Annotated in this window: 11 protein-coding genes; 5 read left to right on the top strand and 6 right to left on the bottom strand. The window is 65.8% G+C overall.

The features are described 5' to 3' along the window. Positions 1–947: 947 nt before the first annotated feature. The 4 genes from AB0E69_RS33890 to AB0E69_RS33875 form a co-directional block, all read right to left on the bottom strand. Positions 948–1,292, bottom strand: a complete 345-nt coding sequence (locus AB0E69_RS33890; protein WP_360155715.1) for an SRPBCC family protein — start codon at positions 1,290–1,292, stop codon at positions 948–950. Positions 1,293–1,340: 48 nt separating this feature from the next. After that, the gene (locus tag AB0E69_RS33885) at positions 1,341–2,177 is read right to left on the bottom strand and encodes an oxidoreductase (RefSeq protein ID WP_360155712.1); all 837 of its coding nucleotides are present in this window, start codon (positions 2,175–2,177) and stop codon (positions 1,341–1,343) included. Between the two features lie 136 nt (positions 2,178–2,313). Continuing rightward, positions 2,314–2,844, bottom strand: coding sequence for a hypothetical protein (locus AB0E69_RS33880; protein ID WP_360155709.1), 531 nt, complete (start codon positions 2,842–2,844; stop codon positions 2,314–2,316). Between the two features lie 190 nt (positions 2,845–3,034). Then, positions 3,035–3,454 (bottom strand): CBS domain-containing protein, encoded by a 420-nt coding sequence (locus AB0E69_RS33875; RefSeq protein WP_360155706.1) that lies wholly within the window; start codon positions 3,452–3,454, stop codon positions 3,035–3,037. Positions 3,455–4,630: 1,176 nt separating this feature from the next. Here AB0E69_RS33875 and AB0E69_RS33870 point away from each other — a divergent pair. Further along, complete coding sequence (locus AB0E69_RS33870) at positions 4,631–5,605, top strand: NYN domain-containing protein (RefSeq protein ID WP_360155703.1); 975 nt, start codon at positions 4,631–4,633, stop codon at positions 5,603–5,605. Between the two features lie 268 nt (positions 5,606–5,873). After that, the gene (locus AB0E69_RS33865; protein ID WP_360155700.1) at positions 5,874–6,641 is read left to right on the top strand and encodes a GAF and ANTAR domain-containing protein; all 768 of its coding nucleotides are present in this window, start codon (positions 5,874–5,876) and stop codon (positions 6,639–6,641) included. A 44-nt stretch (positions 6,642–6,685) separates the two neighbouring features. On the opposite strand, the gene AB0E69_RS33860 is transcribed toward AB0E69_RS33865, so the two are convergent. Then, positions 6,686–7,390 carry a GAF and ANTAR domain-containing protein gene (locus AB0E69_RS33860; RefSeq protein WP_360155697.1) on the bottom strand — a complete coding sequence of 235 codons (705 nt, stop codon included), beginning with the start codon at positions 7,388–7,390 and terminating at the stop codon, positions 6,686–6,688. A 297-nt stretch (positions 7,391–7,687) separates the two neighbouring features. Continuing rightward, entirely contained in the window at positions 7,688–8,839 is a 1,152-nt protein-coding gene (locus AB0E69_RS33855; RefSeq protein ID WP_360155694.1) for a helix-turn-helix transcriptional regulator, read from the bottom strand. A gap of 120 nt (positions 8,840–8,959) precedes the next feature. Between AB0E69_RS33855 and AB0E69_RS33850 the strand changes: the two genes are divergently transcribed. The 3 genes from AB0E69_RS33850 (at position 8,960) to AB0E69_RS33840 (ending at position 11,765) form a co-directional block, all read left to right on the top strand. Next, positions 8,960–9,307, top strand: a complete 348-nt coding sequence (locus AB0E69_RS33850) for a hypothetical protein (protein WP_360155691.1) — start codon at positions 8,960–8,962, stop codon at positions 9,305–9,307. A 368-nt stretch (positions 9,308–9,675) separates the two neighbouring features. Further along, positions 9,676–10,362: a hemolysin III family protein gene (locus AB0E69_RS33845; RefSeq protein WP_360155688.1), complete on the top strand. Its 687-nt coding sequence runs from the start codon at positions 9,676–9,678 to the stop codon at positions 10,360–10,362. A gap of 869 nt (positions 10,363–11,231) precedes the next feature. Beyond that, entirely contained in the window at positions 11,232–11,765 is a 534-nt protein-coding gene (locus AB0E69_RS33840; RefSeq protein WP_360155685.1) for a hypothetical protein, read from the top strand. The last annotated feature ends 392 nt before the right edge of the window (positions 11,766–12,157 follow it).

The following is a 12,157-nucleotide window of genomic DNA, read 5'->3' as shown; positions in this document are numbered from 1 at the left end:
GAAGCATGCGAACGCTGACTGACTCGGGAGTGAGGCGTCCCCGCCTAATCCGGTCTAGCGGCTCCTCAAGCGCTCCGAGGAGCGTCTCACCCGTCAGGCCTGCGAGGTCGATCTCGGCCGTCGATGACGCAGGACGTCTACTTCGATCGCAGGGCGCGGAACCGGAGGCGGCCCCTGGGGTAAACCATGGCCCGGAGGTTCCTGGTTCATGACCTCCAAGGCATATCCCCTGGTAGTGGAGCCGGTGAGGGGACTTGAACCCCTAACCCCCGCTTTACCATGCCAGGCTTCCCACTGGCTCGCGTCAGCAGCCGAAAGTTGCGGTTGACCTGCTCACTCTCCGATGGAGAGCACCCGCAGTTCATTGAAGTGGCTCAAGCCTTCGAGTTCATTCCGATGAGTAAAACGGTGAGCTATCGACTCAGGGAGGAGGTCCGAGGTGGGTATCAAGTCGCCCTTCTTGGCACCTGCCTCAGACATCGAGAGCTCTGCTTATGCCGCGTGTCTTATCGTCGGCGACTGCCTCGGCGCACGGGACGATCATCGCGCGGGCCGATGGGAGACTGAGCGTGTTCCGGACGAAGTTCAGGCCTCAGGTGCTGACGACCGATGACGACGGACCACAGCTCTGAGTCCGCCTTGAGGCCGATGCCTGATGGCGCGAGTAGGGTCATCTTCTTGTGGTCGATCGTGTAGGTGAGTGCAGGTCCGACAGTGGAGAGGGTCGCGGTGTCTACGTCGGCTGTTTCGCCTGTGCCAGGACGGCCGGAGGTGGCGACGGCGGTGAAGGTCGGTTCTGTGTTGGCAATAGTCATTGAACGATCATTGCTGCAGGCAATGATCGGGACCCATGTCCTACTCTCCCGGGACGAACGCCCCACGCCAGTAGGCCCCGCGCCGGTAGCTCGCAGAAGCGGCCTTTGCGGCCAGCCGGCGGATCATTGGAGCTAATGGTGCGGACACGCCGCGAGCGTCGAAGTCCAGCTGAAAGTGGCTCGGCAGGGGCTGTCGTCCAGCCGTTCGATCGAGACGGCGGCGGGGGCCGGACCGTCGATTCCGCGGGCTGCCCAGCTCCGAGGAGGCCTGTTCTTGGTGATCTCCTGAGTCATCCTGCGTTCGGAGCCGGCGATCCTGCGTACGGTGACGAACCACGCCCCCGCCGCACGGCCGTCAATCTTCACTCGCACGACGTCCTTGTGCCACTCGGGAAAATGCTCTGGATCCGTCGCGTAGGCGAACACGTCCGCTGCTGCTCGATCGATTTCGATGCTCGAGACGAAGGGTTCTGCCATGGGCCTGTGTCGCTTCCCTGATCCGTTGTGCTGAGGTGGTTGCTGGAGTCAGGTGCTGGGGAAGTCGGTCTGCCCGAGCGGGGCGACGGCCTCCAGGTCGTCGAGTTGCTGGCGGATCTTGGTGCGGATGTGGTCGTGTGCCATTGCCCCGAGCGGTAGCCGGAGCGGTGGATCGTCGCTCACTGCCGCGTCGACGATCGCCCGCGCTGCTCGGACCGGATCGCCAGGCTGGTTGCCGTCCAGCTGTGTGAGGAGTTCCCGAACTGGTCCCACACTCTCAGCGTAGTCGGGCATCGGCTCGGCGGACGGCATCGAGCTGGCCCGGGCGAACGACGTACGGTGAGGGCCCGGTTCGACGATGGTGACGCCGATACCAAGATGCGCGACCTCAGCGGCAAGTGCCTCGGAAAAGCCCTCGACCGCGAACTTGGCCGCCGTGTAGTAGGCGCCGCCCGGGAGCGCCTCGATGCCGTTCAGCGACGACATCTGAACGAACCGGCCCGACCGCCTGCTCCGGAAGTAGGGCAGAGCAGCACGAGTCACGTTGACCACTCCGTAGAAATTGACATCCAGCTGGCGGCGCAGTTCCTCATCGGTCAGTTCCTCGATCGCACCCACGTGCCCGTAGCCGGCGTTGTTGACCACCACGTCGACCCCACCCGTGTCCTGCTCCGCCCGCTGCATGATCGCGCGCGCGTCGTCGGGGTCGGTAACATCCATCCGTAGGGCGACTGCCCCGTCCGCCAGGTCATCCAGCGAGTCCGGATCGCGCGAGGTGGCGACCAGCCGGTCTCCACGGCCCACCACTTCCTCGCAGATCGCCCGCCCGAAACCACTCGACGCACCGGTCACGAACCAGACCCGAGTCCCGTTCTGATCAGACACAGCACGCCGCCTCCTCATCGGACTCAGTTCGAATTTCCACAACCCCGTGCCCAACAACCGACACCGCAAAACCCGCATACCGCCGCTCGATCTACCAGTGCGGCACATCTCGCGCACGTAGACGGGCATGACGGGGTCAGCTGCCGGTGTTGATCACTTCGGAGAGGGCGCTGACATTGAGCTGAGCGGTGCCGCCGCAGGCGCCGCTCAGACGGGTCAGGGAACCGCGCAGGTCGTAGACGCCGTCGGGAAACTGCATGACACCGTTGACCGAACCGGCGTATCGACAGGTGCCCTGTGGCGTGGTGATGGTCACGTCGACGCCCCCAATGGTGTAGCCACGATCTTTCAGAAGGTCTAGTTTCCACGGTAAGGCGTTGGGAGTCGCACTGGCGCCGCTGAAGCAGTCGATGCGCAGGTTGTCGATGTCGGCCTTGACCCTGCCGACTCGGTCGTCGGACGTCACCGGCCCGCTGAACTGGTTCTGGCATTCGGCCAGGACAGTGTTGTCGGTGTTCATGAACTCCATACCGGTGCTGGTGAACCCATGCACGGATTCTGCTGCGGTGGATGCGGACGCTCGAGGGGCGGCGGTGAGGGCGAGCGCTGCTCCCGCGGCGACGACGGCGACGCGTTGCGTCAGCAGACGTATTCTCCCGATGGTCATGGTTCTCCTCTGCTGTGCTTGAGTCTCGACGGCCGGGCGCCGGGTCGCAGACGCCGGCATCTGATACGCGGTCGACCGGTGACTGGTTCAACAGGCCAATCGACGCACACGCTCTGATCAATGAACTCGACAGAGCCCGGCGTGTGAGCCGGTCACGGTCGAGTACGCCGAAATCGAGCTCAGGTGAGTGTCAGCGGTCGCGGGAGATGTCTTCGAGGGCGCCGCCCGCGGCCGCGTGCGGGAGCGCCCGGGCGACATCGGCCTGGGCGAGCATGCCGACCACGACCTGCTTGTCGATGACCGGGAGCCGTCGGACCTGGTGAATGGCCATGGTACGCAAGGCGTCCGCAGCCGAGTCGTCCACGCCGATCACGACCGGTGGGCCTTGGGCGAGCTCGCCGACCGGTACGCGGTTCGGATTGCGGTCCTCCGCGACACACCGGACGACGATGTCGCGATCGGTGAGTACGCCGGCCAGGCGACCGTCATCGCCGCAGACCGGCAGCGAGCCGACGTTCAGCTCACGCATCTTGAGTGCTGCTGCGCCCGCGGAGTCGTTGACGCCGATTAGTTCGGCGCCTGGTGTCATCAGTTGCCTGACGGTGATCATGCGAGTCCCCTTCCCACTGGGCGTTCGCGTCAGCTGATTCCGTGCCCCTTTACCTCGGAGCCAAACAGCTCCGCTGCAGCTCGACTGCTGCCCGACCTGGCCGCCCGGGTGCGTCGTGATGCCGGTCCGGTCGCTGCCGATCTGTAGCGAGGACAACCGCCTGACGGCTGACCGATCGCGACATCGTCGTGAAGTGCGTGGCCGACGGCGGCAATCCGTCGCACACCACCGCCGAGACCCTCGGTCGGGGAAGGCCGCTCACCATCGGATCGGACGACAGCACACTGTACGACGGCGGCTCGACGCGGAATCGCAACGGTCATGGTCGGCTTCGCCCTCCGCCTTGCGATCGACCTGTGGCAAAGGGAATTCTTCGCGTCCGCGTAGCCCAGCATCACGGGTCGCGGACGATACGTCTTGCGTAACCACCTATACCGCTTATGCCGTTCTCATTTGAAGCGCAGAGCCGCCGCGGACCGCAGCTGGGGACGAGTTCCGTTTCCGTAGCGGGCGGCCGAGTCTGGACCTGTGTTCGACCGTGCTGTGGCATCAGCTCCGTCCAGTCGAGCTGCTGCAACGGCTGGAGGATTTCGTTCAATGGCTGGTGGGCGCAGGGCTGTGGACCAAGTCACGGTGACCGACTCTGACGTGGCGGCTGCAGCAAACGACCCGAGCCCACAGCTCTCGCCGGCCGGCGAACTCCGCTGGTTGGCCCCCGAGCCCCTCCGGGCAGCGCTGTCGGTGGTTGCCCGCGATGCGCATGAACTGCTGACCGGGCCACTCGCAAAGCGAGTGCGCGTCTGCGCGGCGCCAGACTGCTCCTTCTTGTTGTCGACACGTCCAGGCCGGGCAGACGACGCTAGTGTTCGCACAACCGCTGCCGTAACCGCCACCATGCGCGCGACCACCGCGCCCGCCAAGCCCGCGACCGGTCAGAGGAGGATAGCTGAGCTGTATTGCCACGACGGTTGCTTCAGGCAACAGGTACTCTCGGTTCCTGCACGAAGTCGGGATCGCCTCAGACACGCCGCACCAAATGTCTCGGGCGCATCGAAGTAGCCGAAGGCATCAATCTGCCCGTCGGCTTGTGAGTCACCGGTGCTGAGAGCATTGAGCTTGGTTCAGGTTCTTGGGCAGAATCCACTCGGGAGACCATCTCAACAAGAACGGAGAACCATGGCCGAGCCCGGCGTAACCCGCGTGGCCGTCTACATCGACTTCGACAACATCGTGATCTCGCGCTACGACCAGGTCCATGGCCGTAGCCAGTTCCAGCGTGACAAGGTGCGGGCGTTGGACCGGGCACAGCGGTCGGCCGAACCCGATATCGCGGACAAACTCCGGCGCGCCACGGTCGACATCGGCGCGGTCATCGACTTCGCCTCGTCGTTCGGCACTCTCGTTCTTACGCGCGCCTACGCGGACTGGTCAGACCCGGTCAACGCCGACTACCGCGGGCAACTCGTCAGCCGCGCAGTAGACCTGGTGCAACTGTTTCCCGCTGCTGCCTACGCCAAGAACGGCGCCGACATCAGACTTGCTGTAGACGCCGTCGAAGACATGTTCCGGCTTCCGGACCTGACCCATGTGGTGATCGTGGCCGGAGACTCCGACTACATCGCCTTGGCCCAACGCTGTCGACGTCTTGGCCGCTACGTCGTGGGCGTCGGGGTAGCAGGATCGACCAGCAGATCGCTCGCCGCCGCCTGCGACGAGCTCGTCATCTACGACGCGCTACCCGGCGTCACACCCATTGACACCTCCCAACCAGCGACCGAACAACGCACAACCCCCAAGGCCGAATCCGAAGAAGAAGCCGACACCTCCCCCCAGCCCGGCTCGCGCCGTACCCGGGCCGCGGGCGCCGCGGTGACGAACGAGACTGATCCCGACTCCGAAGACCCCCAGCAGCTGGCCACGAGCCTACTCGAACGCGCACTGCGCCTCGGACACGAGAAAGATGACGGCGACTGGCTGCACAGCTCCGCAGTGAAGAGTCAGATGAAGCGCATGGACCCATCATTCAGCGAGAGGGCACTCGGCTACCGATCGTTCTCGGACTTCGTGCGATCACGAGAAACCGTCGCCGAACTCGACGAGACGACCCCCGTACGGCTCGTACGGCTCAACCCGACGCTGGCCGCACGCTAGTCCCCGTAAGCGATGTAGCTTGAACGGATAGCCGAGGCGGGCTCCTTCCCTCCGTTGCTACGCCAGGTCAAAGAATCTGGTCTGCTCGAGCTGGGCAGCGTGTCGCGGCGTCGGCCAGCTGCGCACTCCGGTTGCCCCAGCCATCGTTGCCGAGGGCAACATAACCATTGCGATCTGGTTCGGGCGGCGGCGATGAGCGTTCTGATAACGGCAAGCGTTTGCCGGCACCAGAAACCTACCGTCGTCGAGTCGAGGCATAATGGGCTGCATGGATCACACCGATCAGCGGGGTGCCCCTATCGACGGCGCGCCCCCGCGGCCCCTGACGGCGGCGTACGGCGCCAATGATGCCAACGGTGCAGTGCAGGCTGACGTCTTCTCGCAGCTGGCGGTGGAGATGCAAGCTGCCGCCGGGGTCGAGGAGACCGTCGACGCGGTCGTGCAGTTCGCGTTGCAGGCCTTGGACTGCAGTTACGCCGGTGTCGCACTGCACGCCAAAGGCGAGCGGCCGGCGATCCCTGCCGTCACCGACGCCGTGGTCGCCGAGATCTACCAGTTCCAGCTCGACAGCAACGAAGGTCCGCTGATCGCGTCGATGCGGGACCGTGCCACCGTACTGATCTGCGACACGGCCGCCGATCAACGATGGCCGCAATGGGCGGAAAAGGTCACCACCCTGGGCGTGCGCAGCGTCCTGGACGTGCCACTCACGCTTGGCCAGGCCTCATCCACGGTCGGCGTACTCGGCCTCTACAGTCAGCGCCCGGACGGGTTCAGCACCGACGACGAGGCGATCGCGCAGATCCTGGCCCGCCACGCCTCGGTCGCCGTCGCTGCCGCACGGCACGAGGAGACCATGGCCGCCGCGGTGGACGCGCGGAAACTGGTCGGTCAGGCGATGGGGATTCTGATGGAGCGTTTCGATGTCGACGGTGACCGCGCCTTCGCGATCCTGAGGCGCTACTCCCAGGACACCAACACCAAGCTCCGCGATGTGGCCCAGCAACTCATCCACACCCGCCAACTCCCGCACTGAAGCGGCTATACGGGCGGCGAACGCCTCGGTGATGCTATTGGCAGTCACGAGTCCTCGTCCTCAGCCTCGTTGGAGAAACTCAATCGTCGACTGATGATCTGGGATGCCACCTCCGCAAGCGTGGTGTCGTGGGAGAATGCGTGGGCGCGAAGCAACGCCATCGCGTCGTCCGGGCTGATCCGAAGCTGTACCACGACCATACCCGTGGCCTGATGGATGGCCGAGCGACTCGACCACGGTCCGGCCGTCAGATCGGAGTCCTGGGGTATGTCCTTGACCAACGCGGCCCCGATCGCATCGGCGAGGAACTGGGCATGAGCCCGGTCCGGCAGCACGCGACCGCTGTGGTGGACACTCAGGACGCCGATGACGGCTCCTGTGGCCCGCACCGGTACGGCGTACAGCACCTCCGCACCCGCAATCTCGCGGGCTGCATCGACGAACAACGGCCACCGACCCTGGCGACTCCGAAGATCCGCGACCGTGATGTCCTGGGTGTCGTAGGCCGTCGGCCCCGGCCCTTCGCCGAGAACGTCCTGCAGATCCTCCAACCTGGCGGCAACGTCATCCGTGACACACAGCGTGATCCGCCCAGGCCGGGTATAGGACACCGTGAGGGCGGCACCGTCGCCGCCGAGGATCGACAAGTAGGCCCGGCACAACCGCTCCTCCAGCGGCCGGTCGGAACCCTCGTTCGCCACCGCCCGGGCCAACCGCGCCAGGAGCGAGATCCGGTCCAGGTCGGTCATCTGGAGTCCCGTGACATATCTCGACGACCCATTCCACCAACCTGTCGAGCCGGCTTCCTCCATTGCTTGCCGACTTCACTCCGGGTGTGCCCATCTGATGGGATCCAAAACGGCCCAACTGGCCTCCGCGACTGGGCCGAGTTCCATCCTCGCCGAGATGCCGTCCGCTGGGAGGTCACGCGGAGCCCGACGCAGTACGTCGACAAGCCCCGAAGCAGGACCCCTGGCCGAATTGTTGCCGCAGGCAATCGATCGTCCCCGATCCGACTTGCCGGCCGGATCGGGCCTGCCGATTCCTCACCTGAGGGACCCTTGGTCCAGGGTGGTGGTGAAACCGGCGAAGTGGGCGGGCTCGAACTCGGTCCGGTACAGCGTGGCGACCAGCTCTCCGCGGCTCGAGACGCCGACCTTGGCGAGGATCGCCTTCACGTGGTCGCGGACCGTGTGCGACGACAGGTACAACCGGCGAGCGATCTCAGCCGTCCTGGCCCCGCGCGCGATGAGGCGGGTGATCTCGCGCTCGCGTTCGGTCAGGGCGTAGGCCTCGACGAGGATCGGCGCCAGCATCGCCGGGTTCGCCGGCTCGAGTACGACGGCGGTGCCGGCCGGCGACCCGTCGGCGTCGTACGTCGTCGACGCGTGCCCGACGACCCACTGGCCGCGGCGCGATCGCACCCGGCTGCGCGCGATCCCGTCGCCACCTCGCACGAGTGAGTCCCGGGCACGTACGGCGGTCACCAGGAGCCAGAGCGGGAGCTGCAGCCCGAACCGGGTAGGCACCGGCTCGTGCAGCGGCAGCTCGTCCAACCAGGCGACCGCGTGCTCGTTGGCGGACACCAGTCGGCACCGCTCGTCGAACATCAGCATGCCGGGCGCCTCGCCGATCGTGCCGATGCCATCGGCAACGTCCTCGAGGACGAGGCGGCGCAGTGTGTCGCCGAGGGGCAACGAGAGGCCGGCGACGAGCTCCGCCTCGGCCGCCGAGAACGCCGGCTGACCCTCGCGCCGCCACAGCGCGACGATCGCCCACGGAACCTCGCCGACTCGAAGTACGGCGCGCAGTTCGTCGCCGAACCCCATCGGCCGGGTGAACCAGCGGAACCGGCTGCTCCGCGCCGGGTCGCCGGTCGTGTCCTGGAGCGCGGCGGCGGGCCGTCCTGCGCGGGCCAGGTCCTGGAACCGGTTGAAGTCCGGTCTCACGAACTCGCGATGCCAGTGCTCGGTGCATACGTCGACCGGGGCCGAGAAGTCGTCCAACAGGCTCGGTGCCGTCGGCAGCCCGGTGACCGGGTCGGTCGACAGCCACGTCGCGGCGTCGTGCTGAACCAGTTCGTGCAGTGATCTCGAGGCCACGGCGAACACGTCGGTCGCGGTCCCGGCGGCCGACACCTGACGGAGCAGCTCGACACGTCGACGCGTCCGTGCCCCTTGTGACATCACCGAAGTCATCGATCCAGTCTTGCGCGAAGCACCTCTCCACCGTCAAGGCGAGACCCCTCAATTGAGGGATTTGCCGGCCCGGCCCGACCGGCCACGGTGGGAACTATCGACGAAATCGGAGGTAGTTCCATGAAGAACCGTTCGTACCTGATCCCGGCCGTCCTGCTGGCCGGTATCGGTGGCGTGCTAACGACCGGTACGGCGTTCGCAGCGGGCGAATCGGCGCCCGCACAGCCGAGGGCAACGCTCGATTGTCACGAGACGGCCGGAGCGCTGACTGTGCGGCACCGGGCACCCGTGCACACCAGACCGAGCGCCGCCTCCCACGTCATGTGGTTCGCAGCCAAGGGCAAGACGTACCGCATCGGCGGCTACTGCGACAACTCCATCGGAAACAGGTGGTACTGCGTGGCCGGCTGCGACTTCAGAGACACCCCCAAAGGCTTCTGGATCTTCGAGGAGTACTTCAAGCCTTGAGCAAGCCCCAGGGTCGCCAGACGTGGAGTCGCCTTGCCAGCGGGGCATACCGGCTCGAGGCGCTGGGTACCCGCGATCTACGGCTGTGTATCGGCTGGTGTGGACCTGGATGTGCGGACTGGTCGCCGCACGGGGCAGCGCGGCCGCATTGATGCTGCTGCCGGTCGGCACGACGATAGTCCCGCTGTTCATGTTGTTGGCGGTTGGTTCGCTCGCGGGCGTAGACCGCAGAACGGTCTTCGGGCCGATCGGGCGCCGATTCCTCGCCCGGCGTCGCACCTTTCTCGGTGTGGGGCCGTAGCCGTTCCGCCAGCGGGCGAGTGGGTACTACCCAAGGATCGAACCGGTCCGGAAAGGAGAGCCCAACGATGACCGGCGACCAGCGTGAGCTCACCGACACGATCGCCGACAACCTCGCGCCGCTGAAACCGGCACTGCGTGGCTGGCTCCATGCGGGTACCCTCCCGCTCGCCTGCGCGGCCGGCCTGGTGCTGATCATCCTGGCGCCCACGCGCGCCGCCCGCACCGCCGCGGTCGTGTTCGGCAGCGCGTCGATCCTGCTGTTCGGCATCTCCGCCCTGTACCACCGACTTCACTGGCGCTCCAGAGCCAAAGGACTCTTACGCCGCCTCGACCACGCGAACATCTTCGTGATGATCGCCGGCACCTACACGCCCTTCGCCGTACTTCTACTCAGGGGAACCGATCGAACCACATTGCTGATCGCTGCCTGGGCCGGAGCAGCTCTGGGCGTGATGTTCCGGCTGCTCTGGGTCGCCGCTCCCCGCTGGCTCTACACACCCATCTACCTGGCCCTCGGCTGGGTCGCGATCTTCTGGCTCCCCGCCTTCTATCACCGCGGTGGCGGCATCGCAGTGGCGCTCCTGATCGCCGGCGGGATCCTGTACTCCCTCGGCGCAATCGTTTACGGATTGAAGAAGCCAAACCCGTCACCACACTGGTTCGGTTTCCACGAGATCTTCCACGCCTGCACGGTGGCAGCGTTCGTCACTCACTACATCGCCGCCAGCATCATCACTTATCAGTCCGCCTGACCAGGTTCTTCACACCCTGACTCGCCACGACCTTGTACGCCGCACCGTGGGCCGCGTCAGGTGGTTGGCACTGCCGGAAGCTTGGACAGTGCTTGCACTGCGCAACTAGGCGCCGCCGATGACGGCATGGGCCGCGCGCAACTTCGTACCTGGAAATTGGACCGGCAATGGGAAGGGACCGCCGACCCACCCGCCGTTCTCGAAGGTGGCCAGGCGGCTAAGCCGTACGCCTCGAGTACAGCACCCCCGTCGCCTGACCACCTTCGCCTTCCGGCCGCTCGGGAGCCCACAGCACCTTGAAGCCCCCACAGCACACAGCGGCCAGGACCTGTAGGTACCCAGTTCGGATCGCCGCTAACGCGCAATGTCGAGATGCTCGTCAACGCACGAGCAGCGGGCCGGAATCGTGGCTGGCGTTGCATTGCCACCACTTCTCGTGATGGGGTGGACGGCGGGTTCCCCGGCTGTCAAGGGGATGTTCCGACTGTGAGTTTGCCGGCCGGACCGTGGCCGGGGAGCCCACCAACCTGTGCCCCAGACACAGTGTTCACGGATCGGCCTACTCGGTACCCGATTCCCGCGTTCGCATCGCCGTATCGGGTCGTGATTCGCCCCGGGACCGTTGGGTACCGCGAATCAACGAAGAACGTCGCTCGGAGATGATGCAGCATGGCTACGCAGACACGACGGGTAACCGTGTGGACCGTCGCAGTCCTGATCGCCGTAATTCTCCTCGCCGGCAACGGAGGCGGTGGCGGCGGCGGCTACTGACTGATCCGGAACCACCGGATAGGCCCCGGCGCGGTGCGAAGTGCGCCGGGTCGAGCGACCTGAGGTAGTACCGGGTTCACTGAAAGCAGGTGTTCTCAATGTATGACATCGTCCTACTGGTTGAAGAAGAACTGGCCGTGCCGGACGCGGAGCGGCTGGTGGAGCTCTACGGCGGTGCACCGGAACCGGCGAGCTTCCACATAGTTATTCCGTGGGAGGACGCAGGGGCCCGGGTCGAGGCATCGCTCACCAGTCTCGCCGGCACCGAGCTTTACGGCATGGCGGCCGAACGGCACTCGGTCCAGTCGGACGAGCAGGTACTCGAGGCACAGCACGAGGCGCAACGTGCCGCCGACGCCCGGGCCGCCGCAGCGCTCGAACGCAGTGTGCAGCGATTGCAATCCTTCGACCGGGAAGCGGACGGCCTGATCACCCGCCGGAACCCAGTGGACGAGCTCAGCGAGTACGTCAAGCGAGTTGACGGCCAGGAGGTCGTCGTCCTCACCAGGCCGCACATCGTGGCCGAATTCTTCCATGTCGACTGGTCCACCCAGGCTCGTCGGCACCTCGGCGTACCTGTGCTCCATCTGCTCGAACAGCACGTGGACAGCCCCACGGAGGTCGAGCGCTGATCTTGCTGCGCAGGAACGGCGGGTGAACAGTTGCGCGCAAATCCTCACGCACGCAGGGATTCGCGCAGGTACAGCTCACCGCGAAAGCACAGTCCCTGCGCGTGCGCCCGGCGGAGGTTCGACTGGCTTCAGAGGATCGTGTCCGGGGCATCAGTCCGGCGATCGCAACAAGCTGTCACTATTTGCTCAAGGCAAACTGTTGTTGACCATGAGGCGCTGCAGGGCGGCGCATCCGGATCACGCCGACCCGGTCCTCGATCGTGTCCGGCGGGGCGGCGGTCAGCAGGTCGTTCCTCCTGAGGCGCTTGGCAGGAAGCGGCCGGGGCCGCCTGTGGCGAAGCTGCGGCAGGCGTCGTAAAGTTCAGGTAGGGCCTTGTTGAGCCCTCCCAATC

Source organism: Kribbella sp. NPDC026611, from assembly GCF_040638345.1.
GTDB lineage: Bacteria > Actinomycetota > Actinomycetes > Propionibacteriales > Kribbellaceae > Kribbella.
Note: the sequence above shows the minus strand (reverse complement) of the source record. Positions and strands in the feature narration are given on the sequence as shown.

Coding starts and splice junctions, on each gene's coding strand:
- AB0E69_RS33890 (WP_360155715.1), bottom strand. CDS start 1,292: ATGGCAGAACCCTTCGTCTCGAGCATCGAAATCGATCGAGCAGCAGCG.
- AB0E69_RS33880 (WP_360155709.1), bottom strand. CDS start 2,844: ATGACCATCGGGAGAATACGTCTGCTGACGCAACGCGTCGCCGTCGTC.
- AB0E69_RS33875 (WP_360155706.1), bottom strand. CDS start 3,454: ATGATCACCGTCAGGCAACTGATGACACCAGGCGCCGAACTAATCGGC.
- AB0E69_RS33870 (WP_360155703.1), top strand. CDS start 4,631: ATGGCCGAGCCCGGCGTAACCCGCGTGGCCGTCTACATCGACTTCGAC.
- AB0E69_RS33865 (WP_360155700.1), top strand. CDS start 5,874: ATGGATCACACCGATCAGCGGGGTGCCCCTATCGACGGCGCGCCCCCG.
- AB0E69_RS33860 (WP_360155697.1), bottom strand. CDS start 7,390: ATGACCGACCTGGACCGGATCTCGCTCCTGGCGCGGTTGGCCCGGGCG.
- AB0E69_RS33855 (WP_360155694.1), bottom strand. CDS start 8,839: ATGACTTCGGTGATGTCACAAGGGGCACGGACGCGTCGACGTGTCGAG.
- AB0E69_RS33850 (WP_360155691.1), top strand. CDS start 8,960: ATGAAGAACCGTTCGTACCTGATCCCGGCCGTCCTGCTGGCCGGTATC.
- AB0E69_RS33845 (WP_360155688.1), top strand. CDS start 9,676: ATGACCGGCGACCAGCGTGAGCTCACCGACACGATCGCCGACAACCTC.
- AB0E69_RS33840 (WP_360155685.1), top strand. CDS start 11,232: ATGTATGACATCGTCCTACTGGTTGAAGAAGAACTGGCCGTGCCGGAC.